Below are 22,264 nucleotides of genomic sequence, written 5' to 3'. Positions count from 1 at the left end.
GACCTCAGCCATGACCAGATCAGCCCTCCCCGCCCTCGTCGGCGTCGTCGCCGTGCTCACCGCGAGCGCGTGCTCCCTCGCCCCCGCCGCCGACGATTCCACTCAGACCCTCGTGGTCGGCTACCAGTCCAAGACGATCAACACCGTGACCGCCGGAACCCTGCTGCGCGCCAAGGGCTTCCTCGAGAAGCGCCTCGCCGCCGTCGGGAAGTTCCACGTCGACTGGCAGGACTTCGACACCGGCGCCCCGATCACGAGTGGGATGCTCGCGGGCAAGATCCAGATCGGCTCGATGGGCGACTACCCGTTGCTGATCAACGGCTCCCGCGCGCAGGCGAACCCCGACACCGAGACATCGATGCTGTCCGTCACCGGGTCGAGCGCCCGCGGCTCGCTCAATTCGGTGGTCGTCGCGCCGGGGTCGCCGTTGCAGCACCTGACCGACCTGCGCGGAAAGCGGATCTCAGCCTCGGTCGGGTCCGCCGGCCACGGCACGGTGGTGACCGCGCTCAGCCGCGCGGGCGTCGCGGGGCACGACTACACCGTGATCAACCAGCAGCCCCAGGTGGGCGCGAGTGCCCTGGAGTCGGGTCAGATCGACGCGCTGGCGCAGTTCGTGGCCTGGCCCGGCCTGCTCGTTCAGCAGGGAAAGGCACGGCTGCTCTACGACGGCGGAGAACTCGGGACGCCGACCCTGCACGGCGTCGTCGCGAACACGAAGTACGCGGCCTCGAACCCAGCCGTCATCCGCGCCTTCCTCGAGGCGCAGCTGGACGCGACGGACTTCCAGCGCGAGCACCCACTCGACGCGGCGCAGGAGGTCGCGAAGGCCAGCGGGCTGCCCGCGGAGGTCGTGTACCAGTACAACGGCCCGGGTGGCACCGACCCGAACCCGTCGCTCACCGCCCCGTTGATCGGCGCACTCAAGAGCGATGTCCCCTACCTGCGATCCATCGGGCAGTTCGGCGCGACCCTCGACATCGACCGGTTCGTCGACCCGAAGCCGCTGGCCGACGCGCAGGCCGCGCATGGCGGGTTCCACTACGACGCGAACACCCCGCCACCGTCGCCGACCTCCGAGATCTGGTTCGACGGTGCCACTACCACCGAGACCTTCCCCGACGCCACGGCGCTGATCCGCACACTCGCCGGCACGGGCCGGAAGGTCAAGGCCGCCTACGTCTCCGACGTGCTCACCGGCACCCGCTGGTACGCGGACCGATCGCTGTGGTTGCGCGACGGCGCGACGCTGGTGCCCTTCGCAGGCCCCGACGCCCGCGACCGCTACCGTGTGGAGCACCCCGGCGCGATCCCCGTCGACTACCGCACCCTCCTCGAGGAGGCCCGACGGTGACCGCCCTCGACTCGCTCCCCTCGACATCCACCTCGTCGCTCCCGCGGGCCGTGGCTCCCGGCGCCCGGGGCCGGCGGGTCACGCTCCCCGCGTGGCCGATCCGGATCGCTGTCGTCGCCGCCGCGATCGGCGTCTGGCAGCTGCTGACCACGAACCGTGTTGCGCTCAGCTGGATCCGGTTCGACACGCTCCCCTCGGCGAGCGCCGTCGCCGAGCGGTTCGCGCAGTCGATCCGTACCGGCGACTACTGGCTGGACCTCGCCCAGTCGCTGGTCAGGATCGGCACCGGCTTCGCCGTCGCCGCTGTCCTCGGCATCGCGGCGGGCGTCGCGCTCGGCCGATCCCGCGCCGCCGAGCTGACCTTCGGCACGCTGATCGAGCTCGTCCGACCGATCCCCGCGATCGCGCTGGTCCCGGTGATGATCCTGCTTCTCCCGTCATCCGAGGCGGGCATGGTGGCGATCACCGCGACCGCGGCCTTCTTCCCGATCGCGGTGAGTGTGCGGCACGCCGTCCGCGCCCTGCCCGTGGTCTGGGAGGAATCGGTACGCACGCAGGGCGGCGGCGACCTCGCCGTGCTGTGGCGGGTCGTGCTTCCCGGGTCGCTGCCCGGCGTCTTCTCCGGGCTGTCCGTGGGGGTGGGCGTCGCGTGGATCTGCCTCGTCTCCGCCGAGATGATCTCCGGGCGACTGGGCGTGGGCTACCGCACGTGGCAGGCGTACACCCTGGTCGACTACCCCGCGGTCTTCGTCGGGATGCTCACCATCGGGGTGTTGGGCTTCCTCACCTCCGCGATCGTCGAGCTCGCCGGGCGGCGCGTGACCCGCTGGCTCCCCCGGGGCGAGCGATGAGCGCCGTGGTGGCGCCCGCGACGCGCACGGGTCTGCGCCTGCGCCTGCGCGGGGTCGACATCGCCTACCGCGGAACGCCCGCCGTCGCGGGCCTGGACCTCAGCGTCGAGCCCGGCGAGCGCCTCGTCCTGACGGGGCCGTCCGGCTGCGGCAAGTCCACCGTGCTGCGCGCGCTCGCGGGCCTGCTTCGCGTCGACGCCGGCGCCGTGCAGGCCGACGGTGCGCCCGTCACCGGCCCGGATCGCGACCGCGCCATGGTCTTCCAGGAGGACGCCCTCCTGCCCTGGCGCACCGTCGAGAGGAACGTCCGGCTCGCGCTGACGCTGCGGGGCGTGCCCCGGCACCGTCGGGCCGAGGACGCGCAGCGGTGGCTCGCCGAGGTGGGCCTGTCCGACTACGCCCGACACCTGCCCCGCGAACTGTCCGGCGGCATGCGGCAGCGGGTCCAGCTCGCCCGCGGCCTCGCCGGCGCGCCCCGCGCCGTGCTCATGGACGAACCCTTCGGCGCCCTCGACGCACAGACGCGCGGCGACATGCAGCAACTGTTGCTCCGCACCCTCGACGCGCATCCGGCGACCGTCGTCTTCGTGACCCACGACGTGGACGAGGCGATCCTGCTCGGCGACCGGATCGTCGTCATGGGCCGCCGGGGCGAGCCCGTCCGCGCGGCCTTCGACGTGCGCCGCGCACCGTCGGCCTCCGCCCTGCGCGCGGGCGTCGTCGACGCCCTCACCGAACGCTGAACAGCATCAGGAGTATTCATGTTCATCCCCGAGATCGACGACCGCACCCGCCTCGACTGCGACGTGCTCGTGATCGGCGGCGGGACCGCCGGAACGATGGCCGCGCTCACGGCCGCCGAAGCCGGCGCCGACGTGCTGCTGCTCGACAAGTCGCACGTGCGCCACTCGGGTGCGCTGGCGATGGGCATGGACGGCGTGAACAACGCCGTCATCCCCGGCAAGGCCGAGCCCGAGGACTACGTCGCCGAGATCACGCGGGCCAACGACGGCATCGTGAACCAGCGGACCGTCTACCAGACGGCGACCCGCGGCTTCGCGATGATTCAGCGCCTCGAGCGGTACGGCGTGAAGTTCGAGAAGGACGAGTACGGCGAGTACGCCGTGCGCCGCGTGCACCGCTCCGGTTCGTACGTGCTGCCGATGCCCGAGGGCAAGGACGTGAAGAAGGCGCTGTACCGGGTGCTGCGGCAGAAGAAGATGCGCGAGCGCATCCGGATCGAGAACCGCGTGATGCCGGTGCGGGTGCTGACCGCCGGGTCCGGGGAGGACCGTCGGGCCGTGGGCGCGGTCGCGTTCAACACCCGGACAGGCGAATTCGTGGAGATCTCGGCCGGCGCCGTCGTCCTGGCGACGGGACCGTGCGGCCGGCTCGGGCTGCCCGCGTCCGGGTACCTCTACGGCACCTACGAGAACCCGGCGAACGCCGGTGACGGCTACGCGATGGCCTACCACGCGGGCGCCGAACTCAGCGGCATCGAGTGCTTCCAGATCAACCCGCTCATCAAGGACTACAACGGGCCCGCGTGCGCGTACGTGGCGAACCCGTTCGGCGGCTACCAGGTGAACGCGCTCGGCGAGCGGTTCGTGGACTCGGACTACTGGTCGGGGCAGATGATCGCCGAGGTGCGCTCCGAGATCGACTCGGCCCGCGGGCCCATCTACCTCAAGGTCTCGCACCTGCCGGACGAGACGCTGGGCGAGCTGGAGTCGATCCTGCACACCACGGAGCGACCCACGCGCGGCACCTTCCACGCGAACCGCGGGCACGACTACCGCACGCACGACATCGAGATGCACGTTTCCGAGATCGGTTTGTGCGGCGGGCATTCCGCGTCCGGGGTGTGGGTCGACGAGAACGCCCGCACATCCGTTCCCGGGCTGTACGCCGCGGGCGATCTGGCGTGCGTACCGCACAACTACATGATCGGCGCGTTCGTGTTCGGCGAGCTGGCCGGGGCGGATGCGGTGCGGCACGCGCGGGCGCTGTCGCCGGCGGCCGCGGACGGGCTGGACGAGCAGGTCGCCGCGGCGCACGAGCTGATCTACGGCCCCGCGCGCAGGCCCGACGGTCCGCCGCAGCCCCAGGTCGAGTACAAGCTGCGGCGTTTCGTGAACGACTACATCGCGCCGCCCAAGACGGCGCCGAAGCTGACCATCGCGATCGAGACCTTCGAGCGGATGCGCGGCGAGGTCGGCGGATTGGGCGCGCGGACGCCGCACGAGCTGATGCGCTGCGTGGAGGTCTCGTTCATCCGCGACTGCGCGGAGATGGCGGCGAAGGCGTCGCTGGCGCGCACCGAATCCCGCTGGGGGCTCTACCACGACCGCCCCGACCTGCCGGACCGCGACGACGAGCGGTGGGGCCGGCACCTGAACCTGCGGCTGGGCACCAACGGCGAGATGGAGTTCCTCACCCGGCCGGTGTCGCCGTACCTGGTGGCGGTCGACGAGTTCGACCACATTCCGGGATCGTCGGATTCGGTCGAGGTGCTGGGGCCGCTGGCGGTGGCACCGATCGGCGCGATCCCCGCTGCGGCCTCGCGTGCCGCTGCCGCGCCCGCGGTCTCGCCGCGGCTGCGCGAGCTGCTCGTGCTGGACGGCGCCTCCGTGGCGGAACTCTCTCCGTTCCTGTCCGATCCGGACACGACGGTGCGGCGCAGCGCCGTGACCTTCCTCGTCGAGGGCGCGCCCGAGGGCTTCCTCGCTCCCCTCGTCGGCGCGCTCGGCGACGGGGACGCCGCGGTCCGGCGTACGGCCGCCGCGGGGCTGATCGAGCTGGTGGAGGTGCTACCGTCGGCGGACGGACTGGCCGGCTACCTCGCCTCGGACGACGCCGTGGTGCGCGCCGCCGTCGGGAACCTGCTGCGTTCGCTCAAGGCCGGGACGCCGGAGCAGTTCGCCGCGCTGAGTACCGACCCCGATCACCGGGTGCGGGTCGTGGGCGTGAGCGGGCTGGTCTCCCATGACGATTGGGCCGCGCTCGTTTCCGCGACCACCGACGGCAACCGGGAGGTCCGGATCGCCGCCGCGGCCGGGCTGGCCACCGTCGGGCGGGGAGGCGTCGACGCCGTGCGCGCGGTGGCCACCGACCACGACCCGCTCGTCCGGGCCGCGGCCTTCGAGGCCCTGGGCGTGCTCGGCGATGCCACTGACCTCGACCTGCTCGCCGCCGGCCTGAAGGACCGCGCGTGGCAGGTGCGGCAAGGGGCCGCGCGGGGCGCCGTCGCCCTCGGGCCCGACGGTGCCGTCGCCGCACTCGAAACCGCCCTCGCCGAACCACATCTCGACGTGCGCAAGGCGGCCGTCGTGACGCTCCGGACCTGGCCGACGGTGCCATCCGTCGCCGTCGCGCTCACCGCAGCGCTGGACGACACCGACGCCGACGTCCGCGCCCACGCGCGGCTGGCGCTCGCCGCGGGGTGACGTACGCGGCTGGGCTCAGGCGTGGAACTCGCCGGGCCGAGGCTGGATCCAACCCGGCGTTTCGTACCCCTGCTCCCAGGGGAATCGGCCCACCATGTCGTCGTAGGTCAATTGGTAGGCCTGCACCGATTCGCCCGGCAGGACCCGGTAGTACTGATTCGCGGACAACACGACGTGCTCCGGGTTGGGCAGAGTTTCCACGGTCACACGGTGGTACCAGCGCTCGAACGCGATCAGCTCCCCCGTCATCAACGCCGGACTGGTGCGGACCCGCGATGCGACCTCGTTGAGCACACCCGCTGCGGTCGACTGCGAGGCCCCGAAGATCACCAGTTCCGGGTGGCTGAGCTGATGGAGCCCGATCGTGTACGCGAACGGGGCGGAGCGCGCCTGCTCGTCACCGAAGACGTACTGGATCATCACGCCGTACTCGTCGATGATCTCGCGTATGCGTCGGATCTCGTCGGCGCGCCATTGCGCCAATTGCTGTGGTGTCAGATCGTCATGAGCCATGATTCCTTCTCTCCCCCGAGTGAATGAGCTCACGCTGGAACAGCCACCTGACAAGGGTTCGCGGTCGCATCCGTAGCACCCGAAAATTGCTTCGCACAAGCGGGTTGCGGAAGGGTACAACGGCTCCATGAGTACGAGGAAACTGGTCACTGTGCGGGCCGTCGACGCGATCGAGGAGATCGCCGGCGCTGACGCCATCGAGGTCGCCGTCTTCGGCGGGTGGAGGTCCGTGGTGCGCAAGGGCCAGTACCGGCCCGGCGACCGCGCCGTCTACGTCGAGGTCGACGCTGCGCTCCCGCTGGACGACGCGCGCTTCGGATTCCTCGAGCCACGGGGCAGCCGCACGATCGGCGGCGCGCGGTTCCACGTCCTGCGGACGATGAAGCTCCGGGGCGTGATCTCGCAGGGCCTGGTCCTTCCCCTTGCCGAATTCCCGGAGGCCGACGGTGCCGCCGACCTCGCCGCGACGCTGGGCGTGGTGAAATACGAAGCGCCACTTCCGGCGGAGCTCAGTGGTACCGCGGTCGGCCCGTACCCGTCCGTGCTCGCCCGCAAGACCGATGCTGAGCGGGTGCAGAACCTGGCCGCCGTGTACCCGGCCCTCGATCCGGACGACTGGTACGCGACCGAGAAGGTCGACGGCACGTCGACCACGTTCATCACCACCCCGAGCGGACTACGGGTATGCGGCCGGAACTACGAATGGGTGCCGTCACCGGAGCTCGTGTCGATGCGATACGCAGCGGCACAGGGGCTCACGGAAGCGGTGCCGCCCGGCCTCGTCGTGCAGGGCGAACTGTACGGTCCCGCCATACAGGCGAATCCGCTCGACCTTGACGCGGTGGGGTTCGTGGCGTTCGCGGTGTGGCGCGAGGGCGCACAGCTCCCGCGCTCGGAATGGCCGCGGTGGGCCATCGACCGCGCCGCACCGGTCTATGAAGGCCTATGCCTGCCGGACTCCGTGAACGAGGCGATCGCTCAGGCCGACGAGGTCGAATCGCTCGTCGCTCCCGGGCGCCGGGCGGAGGGCATCGTCTGGCACCGGACCGACGCGCGGCCGATGCCGGAGCTGGACGGGCGGCCGTGCTTCAAAGTGATCTCGAACCGGTGGTTGCTCCGGCAGGCGTCGGGGCGTCGACGGCGTCCTAGACGGTGAAGCCCAGGGCGCGCAGCTGCTCGCGTCCGTCGTCGGTGATCTTGTCCGGGCCCCACGGCGGGAGCCAGACCCAGTTGATCTTCGCATCGGTGGCGAGCCCGGAGGTGACGAGCGCCGCGCGGGTCTGGTCCTCGATGACGTCCTGCAGCGGGCACGCCGCCGAGGTGAGGGTCATGTCGATGAGGACCGCGGCATCGTCGTCGACCTTGAGGTCGTACACGAGGCCCAGGTCGACGACGTTGATCCCCAGCTCGGGGTCGACCACGTCGCGCATGGCCTCCTCGACGTCGAACAGGGTGGGCAGGTTCAGCGGATTGTCGCCGGCCTGCGCCGGGTCGGCCGCGGTGGCCTCAGCCGCAGTGGCCTCGGCAGCATTGTCGCTCATGCCGTCTTCTCCTCCGAGTCGATGATCTGGGACAGGGCGTCCTTGAACGCCATCCAGCCGAGCAGCGCGCACTTCACGCGCGCCGGGTACTTCGAGACGCCGACGAAGGCGATGCCGTCGCCGATGAGGTCCTCGTCGCCCTCGAGCTGACCGCGGGACTGCAGCATCTCGGTGTACGACTGCAGCATCTTCAGCGCCTCGCCGACGGGGGCGCCGATCACCTGGTCGGTGAGGACCGAGGTGGACGCCTGCGAGATGGAGCAGCCCTGCCCGTCGTACGAGACGTCGAGCACGGTCTCGTGATCGTCGGACAGGTGCACCCGCAGGGTCACCTCGTCGCCGCAGGTGGGGTTGACGTGGTGGACCTCGGCCTCGAAGGGCGCGCGCAGCCCGCGGCCGTGCGGGTGCTTGTAGTGGTCCAGGATCACGTCCTGGTACATCTGCTCCATGCGCATCAGATCACCCCGAAGAACTTCTGCGCCTTGACGATCGCGTCGCCCAGCACGTCCACCTCGGCGGCGGTGTTGTAGACGCCGAAGGACGCGCGCGCCGTCGCGGCCACGCCGAACCGGCGGTGCAGTGGCCACGCGCAGTGGTGGCCGACGCGGATGGCGACGCCCTCGTCGTCGAGCACCTGCCCGAGGTCGTGGGCGTGGATCCCGTCGACCACGAACGAGACCGCGCTGCCGCGGTCCCGGTTCTCGGTGGGCCCGATGATCCGGAGCCCCTCGATGGCGCCGAGCCGGTCGAGCGCGGCGCTCACCAGCGCGTGCTCATGCGCGGCGACCGCGTCCATGCCCAGCGCGGTCAGGTACTTCACCGCGGCGCCGAGACCCACGACCTGCGAGGTCATCGGGACGCCCGCCTCGAACCGCTGCGGCGGCGCGGCGTACGTCGAGCCCTCCATCGTGACGGTCTCGATCATCGAGCCGCCGGTGATGAACGGCGGCAGCTGCGCCAGGAGCTCACGCTTGCCGTAGAGCACGCCGACGCCGGACGGGCCGTACATCTTGTGGCCCGAGAAGGCCGCGAAGTCCACGTCGAGGTCCGCGAAGTCGACGGGGCTGTGCGGCACCGACTGGCACGCGTCGAGCACCACGAGGGCGCCGACGGCGCGGGCCCGCGCCACCAGCTCCGGCACCGGCGCGATCGCGCCGGTCACGTTGGAGGCATGCGTGAACGCGACGATCTTCACCGAGTCGTCGAGCTCCAGCGAGTCGAGGTCGATGCGGCCGGAATCGGTGACGCCGTACCACTTGAGCGTGGCACCGGTGCGGCGGCACAGCTCCTGCCAGGGCACGAGGTTCGCGTGGTGTTCCAGCTCGGTGATGACGACGGTGTCGCCCTCGCGCAGGCGATGCCCGCCCAGCACGGCCGCCGAGCGGTCGTCGCCGAGGGTGTACGCCACCAAGTTCAGCGACTCGGTCGCGTTCTTGGTGAACACCAGCTCATCCGGCGAGACCCGCACGAACTCCGCGATCGCGGCGCGCGCGTCCTCGTAGGCGTCGGTGGCCTCCTCGGCCAGCTGGTGCGCGCCGCGGTGCACGGCGGCGTTGTGCGTGGTGAGGAACTCCCACTCCGCGTCGAGTACCGGGCGCGGACGCTGCGAGGTTGCGCCCGAATCCAGGTAGACGAGTGGCTTCTCGTCGCGGACCGTGCGGGACAGGATCGGGAAGTCGGCGCGGATCGCGTCGATGTCCAGGGCGGACTTCACCGAGGCGGTCATGCTCCGACGGCCTCGGTGAACTTCACGTAGCCGTTCTCCTCCAGCTCGTCGGCCAGCTCGGAGCCGCCCGACTCCACGATCCGGCCGTTCACGAAGACGTGCACGAACTCGGGGTGGATGTACCGCAGGATGCGGGTGTAGTGCGTGATGAGCAGGACGCCGCCGTGCTCGCGCTCGGCGTAGCGGTTCACGCCCTCGGAGACGACGCGCAGGGCGTCGACGTCGAGGCCGGAATCGGTCTCGTCGAGGATGGCGAACTTCGGCTTGAGCAGACCCAGCTGCAGGATCTCGTGGCGCTTCTTCTCTCCGCCGGAGAAGCCCTCGTTGACCGAGCGCTCGCCGAACTGCGGGTCGATGGACAGCTCGCCCATCGCCTCCTTGACCTCCTTGACCCAGTGCCGCAGCTTGGGGGCCTCGCCGCGCACCGCGGTCGCGGCCGAGCGCAGGAAGTTCGACATGGAGACGCCGGGGACCTCGACGGGGTACTGCATCGCCAGGAACAGGCCGGCGCGGGCGCGCTCGTCGACAGTCATGGACAGGACGTCCTCGCCGTCGAGGGTGATGGAGCCCTGGGTCACCTCGTACTTCGGGTGACCGGCGATGGCATAGCTCAGCGTGGACTTGCCGGAACCGTTGGGGCCCATGATCGCGTGGGTCTCGCCGGACTTGATCGTCAGGTCGACGCCCTTGAGGATCTGGATCGGCTCGGCGTTCTCGTCCGCCTGCACGACGTTGACGTGCAGATCACGGATTTCCAGAGTAGACAACGTGTTTCCTTCTTCGAGTATCAGACGCCGGCGGTGGCGAGTTCGTGTTCGATGGCCGCGGCGAGCCGCTCGCGCAGCTCGGGGACGGAGATCCGGTCGATCAGCTCCTGGAAGAAGCCGCGCACGACCAGGCGGCGGGCCTCGTCCTCGGGGATGCCCCGCGAGCGCAGGTAGAACAGCTGCTCGTCGTCGAACCGGCCGGTGGCGCTGGCGTGGCCGGCGCCCTCGATCTCGCCGGTCTCGATCTCCAGGTTCGGCACCGAATCCGCGCGGGCACCGTCGGTGAGGACCAGGTTGCGGTTGAGCTCGAAGGTGTCAGTGCCCTCGGCCTCGGCGCGAATCAGCACGTCACCCACCCAGACGGTGTGCGCATCGGGCAGCTTCGAGGACGGATCGCCCTGCAGCGCGCCCTTGTAGATCACGTTCGACTTGCAGTGCGGCACCGCGTGATCGACCAGCAGGCGCTGCTCGAGGTGCTGGCCGTCGTCGGCGAAGTACAGACCGAACAGCTCGGCGTTGCCACCGGGGGCGTCGAACTGCACGCGCGGGGTCATGCGGACCAGCTCGCCGCCCAGCTGCACCGCGAAATGCCGGACATGGGCATCGCGACCCACGCGCACGTGGTGCTGGGTGACCCACACGGCGTCGTCGGCGAAGTCCTGCGCGTCGATGATCTGCAGCGAGGCACCGTCGCCCAGGATGACCTCGACGTTCTCGGCGACCGTGCCAGACCCGGTGTGGTCGAGCACGACCACGGCGCGGGCGTGCCGCTCCAGGCGCACCTGGATGTGCGTGAACGCCGTCTTCCCCTCGCCGGGGCCGGCGATGCGGACGAAGACCGGCTCCGCGACCTCCGCCTCCTTGGCGACGGTGAGCACGAAGGCCTCGGTCATGGACGTGAAGGCCTGCGCCGCGACGCGGTCGAAGGGCGTGCCGCCCTCGCCGAGCCGCTCGTCGCCCTTGGCGACGGTCTCGAAGCGCACGCCGTCGGGCGTCGCGTCGACGGTGGCGGTCACGGCACCGTCGGCCTGCGCGGACCCGTCGTGCAGGCCCCGGAGGCGGCGCAGCGGCGTGAACCGCCACGCCTCGTCGCGGCGGCTGGGGACCTCGAAGGCGGCCGCGTCGAAGGACGTGAACAGCTCGCCCTTGTTGGCGACGGGGTGGGCCTCGACGGCCTCGTTGAGAGTGTTGCTCACTTAGCCCACGGACCCTTCCATCTGCAGCTCGATCAGGCGGTTCAGCTCGAGCGCGTACTCCATCGGCAGCTCCTTGGCGATGGGCTCGACGAAGCCGCGCACCACCATGGCCATGGCCTCGTCCTCGGTGAGGCCGCGGCTCATCAGGTAGAAGAGCTGGTCGTCGGAGACCTTCGAGACGGTGGCCTCGTGGCCCATCGTCACGTCGTCCTCGCGGATGTCGACGTACGGGTACGTGTCGGACCGGGAGATCGTGTCGACCAGCAGCGCGTCGCACTTCACGGTGGACTTGCTGCCGTGCGCGCCCTTGTTGATCTGGATCAGGCCGCGGTAGCTCGCCCGGCCGCCGCCGCGGGCGACCGACTTGCTGACGATGTTGCTCGAGGTGTTCGGCGCGAAGTGCACCATCTTCGAGCCCGTGTCCTGGTGCTGGCCCTCGCCGGCGAAGGCCACCGAGAGCACCTCGCCCTTGGCGTGCTCGCCCATCATCCACACCGCCGGGTACTTCATGGTGACCTTGGAGCCGATGTTGCCGTCGATCCACTCCATGGTGGCGCCGGCCTCGGCCTTGGCCCGCTTGGTGACCAGGTTGTAGACGTTGTTCGACCAGTTCTGGATGGTCGTGTAGCGGCAGCGACCGCCCTTCTTCACGACGATCTCGACCACCGCGGAGTGCAGCGAGTCCGACTTGTAGATCGGCGCGGTGCAGCCCTCGACGTAGTGCACGTAGGCGTCCTCGTCGACGATGATCAGCGTGCGCTCGAACTGGCCCATGTTCTCGGTGTTGATCCGGAAGTAGGCCTGCAGCGGGATGTCCACGTGGACGCCCTTGGGCACGTAGATGAACGAGCCGCCCGACCACACGGCGGTGTTCAGCGCGGAGAACTTGTTGTCGCCCGCGGGGATCACCGAGCCGAAGTACTCCTCGAAGAGCTCCGGGTGCTCACGTAGCCCGGTGTCGGTGTCCAGGAAGATGACGCCCTTCTCCTCGAGGTCCTCGCGGATCGAGTGGTAGACGACCTCGGACTCGTACTGGGCGGCGACGCCGGCGACGAGGCGCTGCTTCTCCGCCTCCGGGATGCCGAGCTTGTCGTACGTGTTCTTGATGTCCTCGGGCAGGTCCTCCCAGGACTCCGCCTGCTTCTCCGAGGAGCGCACGAAGTACTTGATGTTGTCGAAGTCGATGCCGTCGAGGTCGCTGCCCCAGGAGGGCATCGGCTTCTTCTCGAAGATGCTCAGCGCCTTGAGGCGCTGGTTCAGCATCCACTCGGACTCGTTCTTCTTCGCGGAGATGTCGGCGACGACGGCCTCGGAGAGGCCGCGCTGCGCCGAGGCGCCGGCGGCGTCGGAATCGTGCCACCCGTAGCCGTAGGTGCCCAGGGACGCGATCGTCTCCTCCTGGGACAGCGGGCCGTTCTCGACCGTTGTCATCGAAGCTCCTTAGCGGGTTGCTCGCGGACCACGCGCTCGAGGGGCACGTGGGTGGTGCATGCGCGGTCACCGTTGGCGATGGTGGCCAGACGCTGTACATGAGTTCCCAACGCCTGTTCGATCGCCGAAATTTCGGCCTCGCACAGTTCGGGGAACTCGGCTGCGACCTCCGACACCGGGCAGTGGTGTTGGCAGATCTGGACGCCGTTGCCCACTTCTCGGGCATCGGCGGAGAATCCGGCGTCCGAGAGCGACGCCGCGATCCTACGGGCACCGTCCACCGGGTCAGAAGCCCCGGGGCCGACGGTGGCTGTGCCCACGGCCTGCTCGGCCCGGCGCCGCGCGAAGGTGCGCACCGCCTCCTCGCCGCCGACCTCGCGCAGGGCGCGAAGCGCGTCGACCGCCAGGGCGTCGTAGCCCTGGCCCAGGCGCCGCCGCCCGGAGGGCGTGAGCAGGAACTCCTTCGCAGGACGTCCCCGCCCCCGGCCACCCAGGCCCGACGGTGGCGCGACCGTCACGTCGCCCGCCTCGAGCAGATTGTCGAGATGGCGGCGCACGGCGGTGGTCGTGATCCCCAGGGCCTCGCCGATATCGGCCGCAGTGGCCTGGCCCCGGTTCATGAGCAGCCCGACCACGGCGTCGCGGGTGTCCCCGTCACGCTGTGCCGTCGAGGCATGAGCCTCGTGCTGCTCGCTTTTCACAACACGATTGTTTCCTAATTCGCCCGGCACTTCCAGCAAGGTCAGGCTAAGCTTCGGCCCTGCGCACCGAGCGACCATCGATGCGCAACTGCCGCCCGAGATGCTTCGTGGTGCGCAGGACCAGCGATCTGTCGACGATCATCACCTCCGCGTCCGACCGCTCGATGACCGCCTCGACGCGCTGCACGTCGTCCAGCCCCGCGAGCCACATCGCCAGCACGATGTTGCACGTGCCGATCGAGGTCGCGAGCAGCCGCACGTCGCGCAGCGTCGACAGTCTGCGCAGCACCCGGTCCGTCGACCGCGCCGGTACGCGCAGGAAGAACCAGGCGTAGACCGGTCGTTCCGAGAACCTGCGGGCCACCTCGGTACGCACCACGACGCCGTCTGTCGCGAGCACCGTGTTCAGCGCCGCCCGCGCCCGGTCGACGCCGATGTCGCGGCGTTCCGCGAGCTCCGCGGCGCGGATCCGGCCGTCCGCCGCCAACTCGGCCAACACCCCGTCGAACTCCGGTACCGAGAGCGAGGTGCGCTGCCGCCCCGCCGACCGCGGGATCGCCTCGAGCGCGGCCAGTTCGTCCTGGCCGAGGATGCGCAGGCGCCACGTGCGGGCGTCCGACGCGATAGTCGTGAACACATGGGTGCGCGAGCTGACCACGCCCGCGACCCGCCCCACCCGGTCCAGGAGGTACTCACCGAGCCGGTCGTCCCCCTCGACAGCGACCGTGATCACCAGGTCCCGGCCGCCCGCCGTCACGTCGATCGTGATGGCCTCGACGTCCTGCGCGAGGTCGGCCGCCACCTCGAGCGTGCGTCCGGGCGCGCAGGACAGTTCGACCAGGGCGACGACGGTGCGCCGTGCGAACCTGTAGGCCGTGACCCACGCGTAGCCGCCGTCGCGCAGCCGCGCCCAGCGCCGGGCCGCGGTCACCGGGTCGCACCCCAGTGCCGCACCGATCCGCGACCACGGCGCCCGCGGCACCACCTGCAGCGCGTGGACCAGACGCAGGTCGTCCGCGCTCAGCGCCGCACCGTCGGGTGTGTCCCCCGTCACTTCGTCGGCGGGAATCGGACGTACCGATCCGGATCCTGCGTTCATCGACCAATCATCGCTGTTTTCCTGCGATCGGTACCGGATATCAACCGGAACCCGGAACATCGTCTGGCATCCAGCTCGCCCGACGAAAAGACCGACGCATGGCACCCAGCACCACCGCGACCGACACCGTCGCCTCCCGATTCACCCCGCGCGACCTGTGGCTCCCCGCCCTCGCGGCATTGGTCATCACGGCGGTCTTCCAGTTCATCGGACCGTGGACCATCAGCCTCGGATTCGCGAAGATGACCGTCTACCCGATGGTGTGGGGCCTGATCGCGGGCGCGATCGTCTCCGCGCAGCGGCTCGTCCCCTTCACTCCGCGGATGTGGAAGGTGGCCGACCGGCTCATGGCGACCGCCGTCGCCATGCTGGTCGCCCTGTTGGGCTTCACCATCGGACCGAACCTGCCGACGCTGACCAAGGCCGGGCCGGCGCTGCTGTTGCAGGAGGCCGGCCACCTCTTCGGCACCATCGCCCTCGCTCTGCCGATCGCCGTGCTGCTGCGGATGGGCCGCGCGACCGTCGGCGCCACCTTCGCCATCGACCGCGAGGCCAGCTTCGCGATCGTCGGCGGCAAGTACGGCACCGACTCCGAGGAGTACCGGGGCGTGATGTCGATGTACGTCTTCGGCACCATGTTCGGCGCCATCGTCGTCGCGCTGGCGGCATCCACCGTGACCTCGCTGAACATCTTCGACCCGCAGGCCCTCGCGATGGGCGTCGGCGTGGGTTCCACCTCGATGATGGCGGCGGGTCTGGCCGCGATCACCTCCGCGCACCCGGAGTTGGCCGACCAGGTCAAGGCGCTCGCCACCACGTCGAACATGATCACCATGATCCTGGGCACCTACGTCGGCGTCTGGATCGCGCTGCCGCTCGCCGACAAGGTGTACCGCTTCCTGACCCGCAAGCGTCCCGAACACGCCGCGAAGGTGACCGCCGAGGTGGCCGCGGCCCGCGAGGCCGGCGCCCCCATCCAGGCCGAATCCACCGACGTCGCGGTGAACGTCCCGCTCAAGGTCGCGATGCCGATCGTTCTGGTGCTCGGCGTCATCACCGCCACTATCGCCGCGAAGCGGTTCGATCCGCAGATCCTCGTCGGCTACGCCCTGGTAGCCGTGGTGACGCTGGCGGCGATCGGCCTCGCCCGAGCCGTGCGGGACAGGATTCCGATGATCATCTGGGCCAGCGCCATCGGCACCGCCCTCTCGAGTCCGTGGTCCCCCGTGCAGGCGTCGATCGTCAAGGCCGGCGCGTCGATCAACTTCCTCTCGCTCTGCTGCGTGGTGCTGACGTGCGGCGGCCTGGCTATGGCCCAGAATCTGCCGGCCCTGCGCCGCATCGGCTGGCGGATCGTGCCCGTCGGCATCGTCGCCATCATCGCCTCGTTCCTCCTCGCCACCGTGATCGCCGAGTTCGCGCTCGGCCTGTGGCACTGACCCGCACGTCCTGACATCCCCCGACATCGAACGGACCCGACCATGACCCTCACCATCGACCTGCCCGCCGCCGCCGCGGCCACCGTCGCCGCCGAGGCGCGGACGCTGCTCGACCTCTCCCACGACCTGCACGATCACCCCGAGCTCTCGTTCGAGGAGGTCCGCTCCGCCGGGCTGCTCGCGGACCTGTTCGAAGCGCGCGGCTTCGCGGTCGAGCGCGGCGCCCACGGGGTGGGCACCGCGTTCACCGCCACCCTCGGCACCGGTGAGGTGCACGCCGTCCTGTGCGCCGAGTACGACGCGCTCCCCGGCCTCGGCCACGCCTGCGGACACAATGTCATCGCCGGCATCACCACCGGCGCCGCACTGGCCCTGGCGCCGCTGGTCGACGAACTGGGCATCACGCTCACCGTGCTGGGCACGCCGGCCGAGGAGCACGGCGGCGGCAAGGTCGAGCTGTTGCGCGCCGGGGCGTTCGAGACCGCGACCCTGTCCGCGATGGTGCACCCGATCAACGGCGACGGGGTCACCGAGGTCGCGGCCGCCGACGCGACGATGCAGTGCGTCGATCGCTTCGACGTCCTCTTCCAGGGCCGGTCCGCGCACGCCGCGGCCGCCCCCGACCACGCCATCAACGCCGAATCGGCCGCCGTCCTGGCGCAGACCGCCATCGGGTTGTTGCGCCAGCACGTGCCCGACGGCGTCCGCCTGTCGGTGGTGTCCAACTCCGCGGGCCGGGTCACCAACATCGTCCCGGCGCAGGCGCGCCTGTCGGCGGAGGTCCGCTCGGCCGATCTCGACCAGATGCTCGACATCAAGCGCCGTGTCCTGGCCTGCTTCGAGGGCGCCGCGATCGCCACCGGCTGCGAGTGGGAGCACCACCGGGCCGAGCCACGCTACCTGTCGATCACGCCGGAGGTCCGGCTCGCCGAGGCGTGGAACGCCGCCGTGACCGCGAGCGGGCGCACCGTCGTCGCAGGTCCCACCGGCGGCGGGGGCGGCTCGACCGACATGGGCAACGTGAGCCGTGTGGTTCCCAGCATCCACCCGATGCTGAGCATCGCCGAGGCCGCCGGGCCGCCCCACACCATCGAGTTCGCCGCCGCCGCGCGGACCGCCCAGGCAGACGCGACGGTGCTCGACGGGGCCACCATCCTGGCCCGCACGATCATCGACGTCGCCACCGATCCCGAGGCCCGCACCGTCCTGCTGCGCCGGCAGGCGGAGCGCCCCGAGGGCGCGACGATGATCGACCAGAACGTCGACTGAGCGGACGGACGCCCCCGGGACGGGGAAGCCACCGTCTACTCTTGCGGACGTGCGCGCTACCCCGACCCTTCCCGCCCCCGTGCGCACGTTCGCCGATTTCCTCGGGCTGACCAAGCCCGACGGGGCACCGTCGGACCGGGGACCGCAGGGTGCGGGCGGCGCGGTGAACCGACTGCACACCGACGAGCGGCAGTACCCCGACCTCAACGCCGAGGAGAAGCGGACGGTCCGCACGATCGCGACCTTCGGTGGGGTCGGCGCGGTGCTCATCGCGTTCGGCGCGCTCGGGGTGGGGTCGTTCCCCGTGGTGCAGAACCCGATCGCGGGGCGCCGGCTCATCGGTCTGATGTTCCGAATGCAGTCCACAGCGCTGACGGTGACGATGGTCGGCACGGCGATGCTGATGATCGCGTGGGTCCTGCTGCGCCGGTACACGATCGGCTACCTCAACCCGAACGCGCACACCGTGCCCGCGCAGCCGCGCCGGCTCACGCGGCGCGGCTTCGACCGGATCCTCGCGCTGTGGGTCCTGCCGTTCCTGTTCGCTCCGCCGATGTTCAGCAAGGACGTCTACTCCTACCTCGCGCAATCGGAGATCACGGCGCGCGGCCTCGACCCGTACGCCATCGGTCCCGCCAAGGCACTCGGGATCGACCACGTGTTCACCCGCTCGGTGCCCAACATCTGGCGGGACACCCCGGCCCCGTACGGCCCGCTGTTCCTCTACCTCGGCCGCGGTATCACGGCCCTGACCGGGGAGAACGTGGTCGCCGGCGTGATCGCGCACCGACTGCTGGCGCTCGCCGGCGTCGCGATGATCGTGTGGGCGCTCCCCCGGCTCGCCCGGCGCTGCGGCGTCAACGAGGTGGCCGCCCTGTGGCTCGGCGCCGCGAATCCGCTGGTCATCTTCCATCTCATCGCGGGCATCCACAACGAGAGCCTCATGCTCGGGATGATGCTCGTAGGCATGGAGTGGTCGCTGCGGGCGATCTCCTCGGGTCGGCGGTTCCTGGACGGCTCGATGCCCACCCGGACCGCGTGGCTGCTCACCGCCGGCGCCGCGATGATCGCCGCGTCGAGCCTGATCAAGATCACCTCCGTGCTCGCGCTCGGCTTCATCGGCATGGCCCTCGCTCGGCGCCTGGGCGGCACGTTCCCGGACATCGGCGGGCGGTTGCGCGACTGGCGCACCGCGATCCGGGAGTTCCGGCCGGATCTGGGCCGAACGCTGATCGCCATCGCCCTGGCCGCCGGCTTCCTCGCGATCGTGCTGGTGATCGTGGTCGTCGTCGTCTGCCAGGTGACCGGGCTGGGTTACGGCTGGTTGGACGCGGGGATCCTGGGCGGGGCCAATCGAGTCCGCTCGTGGATGTCGATCCCGACGGTGCTCGGCATGGCGACCGGGCTGATCGGCGTGCTGCTGGGCCTCGGCGATCACACCACCGCGATCCTCGCCATCACGCGTCCGATCGCCGCCGCGCTGGCCGCGGTGATCGTGCTCCGCATGCTCCTCGCGACCCTGTCCGGCCGGATCCACGCGGTCGGCGCCCTCGGCATCTCGATGGCCGCGCTCGTGCTGCTCTTCCCCGTGGTCCAACCCTGGTACCTGCTGTGGGCCATCGTCCCGCTGGCCGCGTGGGCCACCGCGCCCGGCTTCCGCCTGGCCGCGGTCATCGTCTCGAGCGTGGTGTCGGTGATGCTCATGCCCAACGGCGGCGAGATCGAGCCCTATGTCATCGCCAAGGCGGGGATGAGCACCGTCGTCATCGTGGCGCTGGCCGTGTACCTGACCTTCGAACTGCCCCGTAGGCGCGAGCGGCGGCTCGCGCTCGGCCGAGTACGCTGATCTCCCGTGCCCGCACTGTCCGCGACCTCCGTCACCAAACGATTCGGCGACGTCGTCGCCGTCGACGGACTCGACCTCACCGTGGAGCACGGCAGCGTCCTGGCCCTGCTCGGGCCCAACGGCGCCGGTAAGACCACCACCGTCGAACTGTGCGAGGGATTCGACTCCCCCGACTCCGGCACCGTCGAGGTCCTCGGGCTCGACCCGGTCGCCGACGCGGCCCGGCTCAAGCCCCGGATCGGCGTCATGCTGCAGGGCGGCGGCGCCTACCCGGGCGCGAAGACCGGCGAGATGCTCCGTCTTGTGGCCGCGTACGCCGCGAACCCCCACGACCCCGACTGGCTGCTCACGACGCTGGGCCTGCAGGACGTGGTGAACGTCAGCTACCGCCGGCTCTCCGGCGGCCAGCAGCAGCGCCTCGCCCTGGCCTGCGCCCTCGTCGGGCGCCCCGAACTGGTCTTCCTCGACGAGCCGACCGCCGGTCTCGACGCGCAGGCCCGCCTCCTCGTCTGGGACCTCATCGCCGCACTGCGCCGCGACGGGGTCACCGTCCTGCTCACCACCCACCTCCTCGACGAGGCCGAGGCGCTCGCGGACCGGGTCGTCATCATCGACCGCGGCCGCGCGGTGGCCGACGGTACGCCGGAGGAACTCACGCGCGCCGGGGCGGAGCACGAACTGCGGGTGAGCGCACCGTCGGGCCTGGACACCGCCGCCCTGGCCGCCCGGCTGGGGACCGGCTTCACGGCGACGGTGGACTCGACCGACGCGCACGGCTCGACCTACGTGGTGCGCGGCGCGGAGGTGACGCCGACCGTCGTCGCGGACGCCGCCGCGTACCTCGCCGCGCAGGGCGCGCTGATCACCGACCTGCGGGTGGGGACCCGGACCCTGCAGGACGTGTTCCTGGACCTGACCGGCCGCGATCTGAGGGGATGACGTGACCCGAACCGAGCCCCGCTTCGCCCGCGGCACCTTCCTGCCCAACCCCGAGGCGGCCCGGCCCGCGGCGATGCTCGCGGCGCAGACCCGGATGGAGCTCACACTCCTGCTCCGCAACGGCGAGCAGCTGCTGCTGACCATGTTCATCCCGATCGCACTGCTCATCGGCTTCACGGTGCTGCCGATCGGCGACGAGGCGACCCGGATCGGCGCCCTGGTCCCGGCGATCATGGCCGTCGCGGTGATGTCGACCGCGTTCACCGGGCAGGCGATCGCCGTCGGCTTCGACCGGCGGTACGGCGCGCTCAAACGGCTCGGCGCGACGCCGCTGCCCCGATGGGGCGTCATCGCGGGGAAGACCCTGGCGGTGGTGCTCGTCGTGATCCTGCAGGCGGTGATCATCGGCGGGATCGGCCTGGCACTCGGCTGGAGGCCGGACCCCCTCGGCCTGCTGCTGTGGGCACCGATCCTCGCGGTGGGCGTGTTCGCGTTCGCCTCGCTCGGTCTGCTGCTCGGCGGCACGCTCAAGGCGGAGCTCGTGCTCGCGCTCGCGAACCTGCTGTGGTTCGTGCTGGGCGCGATCGGCTCGCTCGTCGTGATGCACGCGCACGTCCCCGACGCGGTCGTGTGGATCGCGAGGGTGGCACCGTCGGGCGCGCTGACCGAGGCCCTGACCCGCGCCGCGGACGCCGGCACCGTCGACTGGTTCGGGATGGCCGTGCTCCTGGTGTGGGGTGTGGCGGGCTCCGCGGCGGCCGTGCGCCTGTTCCGCTTCACCGGCTAGCCCACTACAGGTCGTAGTAGCCCGTGGCGGCCCACGTACGATGATCGGCGTGTACCAGCTCTTCCTGCGCCTCGTCGATCGCCTGCCGCTGCCCAGTACGAGGGCACAGCAGCGGTTCGCGCTCGCCGCGCTGCTCTCCCAGGCGCTCATCGCCGTCACCGGCTCGGTGGTGCGCGTGACCGGTTCGGGCCTGGGCTGCCCCACCTGGCCCAAGTGCTTCGACGACTCGCTCGTGCCGATCCCGCAGGACGAGGTCCCGTGGTGGCATCAGGCGATCGAGTTCGGGAACCGGCAGATCGCGGTGTGGATCGTGGTGACCACGTCGGTCGCGATCGTGCTCGCCGTGACCCGCGCCCGGCGCCGCCGCGAGATCCTGGTCTACGCGTGGATCATGCCCCTGTCCACGTTCGCGCAGGGCATCCTCGGCGGCATCACCGTGCTCACCGGCCTGCGCTGGTGGGTGGTCGGCGCCCACATGCTCGTCTCCTGTGCGATGGTCTGGCTCGCCGCCACGCTGTACGCCAAGGTCGCCGAACCCGACGACGGTGCCGAGATCGAGACCGCGCCCGCCGGCGCCCGGCGTCTCGTCGCCGGTTCCGCCGTCGTGATGGCGCTCGTGCTCACGGCCGGCATGATCGTGACCGCCGCGGGCCCGCACGCCGGCGACCGCACCAACCCGAAGGCCATCGACCGCCTCGACGTCTCGATCCCGCTGCTCTCCCTCACGCACGGCCTGCTGGTGGCGCTGTACGTCGGCGTTCTGATCGGGGCGGCGGTGCTCATCGCCCGGGGACCGTCGAGCGAGGCCGTGCGACGCCGGGTGAAGATCGTGTTCGTCGTGGTCGCCGCGCAGTCGCTGATCGGCGTGGTCCAGTACTTCACGGGCGTCCCCGCGCTGCTGGTCGTGCTGCACGTCGCCGGCGCGATGTCGGTGATCGCCGAGACCGCGATCCTCTATCGGCTGATGTCAGCGCGGGTGCTGCGCGGCTCCGACGTCGCGCCGGATAAGCTGGCGGCATGAGTGACCAGGCACCCGGCAACGTCGTCTCCCGGCTGAAGGGCTTCGCCGCCCAGCACGACGGTGCCACCGCCGTGCTGCAGAACATGGGCGAGGAGGGCGTGCGCATCACCCTCGTCGGTGGAGACGGGATCATGGGCGACCAGATCGTCGCGAACCCGGCGCAGGCGAAGGACGCGGCGGAGAAGGCCGGCCTCGACACCTCCGAGTGGGACCGCGCGCTGGTGAGCAAGGCCACCACCGAACCCGGCCACCACGAGCGGATGGCCGGATACCGGGCGCACAGCCGCTAGGCCCGGCGCCCGCGCGGGAATAGCCCGCTGTCGTGCCGGTTGCACCTG

General features: G+C 70.8%; 21 protein-coding genes. 12 read left to right on the top strand and 9 right to left on the bottom strand.

Annotated elements, in window-relative coordinates:
• Positions 1-10: 10 nt before the first annotated feature.
• From ABZX10_RS11335 to ABZX10_RS11320, 4 genes are read left to right on the top strand one after another with little or no spacing between them, the layout of a single operon-like run.
• Positions 11-1,354 carry an ABC transporter substrate-binding protein gene (locus ABZX10_RS11335; RefSeq protein ID WP_355538918.1) on the top strand — a complete coding sequence of 448 codons (1,344 nt, stop codon included), beginning with the start codon at positions 11-13 and terminating at the stop codon, positions 1,352-1,354.
• Positions 1,355-1,404: 50 nt separating this feature from the next.
• The gene (locus tag ABZX10_RS11330) at positions 1,405-2,205 is read left to right on the top strand and encodes an ABC transporter permease (protein ID WP_355539313.1); all 801 of its coding nucleotides are present in this window, start codon (positions 1,405-1,407) and stop codon (positions 2,203-2,205) included.
• Positions 2,202-2,948 carry an ABC transporter ATP-binding protein gene (locus tag ABZX10_RS11325; protein WP_355538915.1) on the top strand — a complete coding sequence of 249 codons (747 nt, stop codon included), beginning with the start codon at positions 2,202-2,204 and terminating at the stop codon, positions 2,946-2,948. Before ABZX10_RS11330 ends, ABZX10_RS11325 begins: the two co-directional genes overlap by 4 nt.
• 18 nt (positions 2,949-2,966) lie before the next feature.
• Positions 2,967-5,651, top strand: coding sequence for a fumarate reductase/succinate dehydrogenase flavoprotein subunit (locus ABZX10_RS11320; RefSeq protein ID WP_355538912.1), 2,685 nt, complete (start codon positions 2,967-2,969; stop codon positions 5,649-5,651).
• Between the two features lie 15 nt (positions 5,652-5,666).
• Here ABZX10_RS11320 and ABZX10_RS11315 read toward each other — a convergent pair whose 3' ends face one another.
• Complete coding sequence (locus ABZX10_RS11315) at positions 5,667-6,164, bottom strand: DUF4262 domain-containing protein (RefSeq protein WP_355538909.1); 498 nt, start codon at positions 6,162-6,164, stop codon at positions 5,667-5,669.
• Between the two features lie 127 nt (positions 6,165-6,291).
• Between ABZX10_RS11315 and ABZX10_RS11310 the strand changes: the two genes are divergently transcribed.
• Positions 6,292-7,320 carry an RNA ligase family protein gene (locus ABZX10_RS11310; protein WP_355538906.1) on the top strand — a complete coding sequence of 343 codons (1,029 nt, stop codon included), beginning with the start codon at positions 6,292-6,294 and terminating at the stop codon, positions 7,318-7,320.
• Here the strand turns inward: ABZX10_RS11310 and ABZX10_RS11305 are convergent.
• Genes ABZX10_RS11305 through ABZX10_RS11270 form a run of 8 tightly spaced genes read right to left on the bottom strand, consistent with a single transcriptional unit; the run spans position 7,310 to position 14,625 of the window.
• A complete protein-coding gene (locus ABZX10_RS11305) occupies positions 7,310-7,705 on the bottom strand; it encodes a metal-sulfur cluster assembly factor (protein WP_355538903.1) in 396 nt (131 codons plus the stop codon). The two genes, ABZX10_RS11310 and ABZX10_RS11305, sit on opposite strands and share 11 nt — an antisense overlap.
• Positions 7,702-8,160 (bottom strand): Fe-S cluster assembly sulfur transfer protein SufU, encoded by a 459-nt coding sequence (gene sufU, locus ABZX10_RS11300; protein WP_355538900.1) that lies wholly within the window; start codon positions 8,158-8,160, stop codon positions 7,702-7,704. Before sufU ends, ABZX10_RS11305 begins: the two co-directional genes overlap by 4 nt.
• Positions 8,160-9,431 carry a cysteine desulfurase gene (locus ABZX10_RS11295; RefSeq protein ID WP_355538897.1) on the bottom strand — a complete coding sequence of 424 codons (1,272 nt, stop codon included), beginning with the start codon at positions 9,429-9,431 and terminating at the stop codon, positions 8,160-8,162. Before ABZX10_RS11295 ends, sufU begins: the two co-directional genes overlap by 1 nt.
• Positions 9,428-10,198, bottom strand: a complete 771-nt coding sequence (sufC, locus tag ABZX10_RS11290) for a Fe-S cluster assembly ATPase SufC (RefSeq protein ID WP_355538894.1) — start codon at positions 10,196-10,198, stop codon at positions 9,428-9,430. The genes ABZX10_RS11295 and sufC overlap by 4 nt, the downstream gene beginning before the upstream one ends.
• A gap of 20 nt (positions 10,199-10,218) precedes the next feature.
• Positions 10,219-11,394, bottom strand: a complete 1,176-nt coding sequence (sufD, locus tag ABZX10_RS11285; protein ID WP_355538891.1) for a Fe-S cluster assembly protein SufD — start codon at positions 11,392-11,394, stop codon at positions 10,219-10,221.
• Positions 11,395-12,825, bottom strand: a complete 1,431-nt coding sequence (sufB, locus tag ABZX10_RS11280; RefSeq protein ID WP_355538888.1) for a Fe-S cluster assembly protein SufB — start codon at positions 12,823-12,825, stop codon at positions 11,395-11,397. It abuts the gene before it with no gap.
• Positions 12,822-13,526 carry a metalloregulator ArsR/SmtB family transcription factor gene (locus ABZX10_RS11275; protein ID WP_355538885.1) on the bottom strand — a complete coding sequence of 235 codons (705 nt, stop codon included), beginning with the start codon at positions 13,524-13,526 and terminating at the stop codon, positions 12,822-12,824. Before ABZX10_RS11275 ends, sufB begins: the two co-directional genes overlap by 4 nt.
• 46 nt (positions 13,527-13,572) lie before the next feature.
• Positions 13,573-14,625, bottom strand: coding sequence for an Lrp/AsnC family transcriptional regulator (locus tag ABZX10_RS11270; protein ID WP_355538882.1), 1,053 nt, complete (start codon positions 14,623-14,625; stop codon positions 13,573-13,575).
• Positions 14,626-14,723: 98 nt separating this feature from the next.
• Between ABZX10_RS11270 and ABZX10_RS11265 the strand changes: the two genes are divergently transcribed.
• From ABZX10_RS11265 to ABZX10_RS11235, 7 genes are all read left to right on the top strand, one after another.
• Positions 14,724-16,064, top strand: a complete 1,341-nt coding sequence (locus tag ABZX10_RS11265) for a DUF3100 domain-containing protein (protein WP_355538879.1) — start codon at positions 14,724-14,726, stop codon at positions 16,062-16,064.
• Positions 16,065-16,106: 42 nt separating this feature from the next.
• Positions 16,107-17,333 carry an amidohydrolase gene (locus tag ABZX10_RS11260; RefSeq protein ID WP_355538876.1) on the top strand — a complete coding sequence of 409 codons (1,227 nt, stop codon included), beginning with the start codon at positions 16,107-16,109 and terminating at the stop codon, positions 17,331-17,333.
• A 163-nt stretch (positions 17,334-17,496) separates the two neighbouring features.
• Positions 17,497-19,179: a polyprenol phosphomannose-dependent alpha 1,6 mannosyltransferase MptB gene (mptB, locus tag ABZX10_RS11255; protein ID WP_355539310.1), complete on the top strand. Its 1,683-nt coding sequence runs from the start codon at positions 17,497-17,499 to the stop codon at positions 19,177-19,179.
• A 6-nt stretch (positions 19,180-19,185) separates the two neighbouring features.
• A complete protein-coding gene (locus ABZX10_RS11250) occupies positions 19,186-20,118 on the top strand; it encodes an ABC transporter ATP-binding protein (protein WP_355538873.1) in 933 nt (310 codons plus the stop codon).
• A gap of 1 nt (position 20,119) precedes the next feature.
• Positions 20,120-20,905: an ABC transporter permease gene (locus ABZX10_RS11245; RefSeq protein WP_355538870.1), complete on the top strand. Its 786-nt coding sequence runs from the start codon at positions 20,120-20,122 to the stop codon at positions 20,903-20,905.
• A gap of 40 nt (positions 20,906-20,945) precedes the next feature.
• Entirely contained in the window at positions 20,946-21,926 is a 981-nt protein-coding gene (locus tag ABZX10_RS11240) for a COX15/CtaA family protein (protein WP_355538867.1), read from the top strand.
• Positions 21,923-22,216 (top strand): hypothetical protein, encoded by a 294-nt coding sequence (locus ABZX10_RS11235; RefSeq protein WP_355538864.1) that lies wholly within the window; start codon positions 21,923-21,925, stop codon positions 22,214-22,216. The genes ABZX10_RS11240 and ABZX10_RS11235 overlap by 4 nt, the downstream gene beginning before the upstream one ends.
• Positions 22,217-22,264: the final 48 nt, after the last annotated feature.

The organism is Tsukamurella sp. NPDC003166 (genome assembly GCF_040611135.1).
In the GTDB taxonomy this organism is placed as follows: Bacteria; Actinomycetota; Actinomycetes; order Mycobacteriales; family Mycobacteriaceae; genus Tsukamurella.
This window is presented reverse-complemented; position numbering and strand designations above follow the sequence as displayed.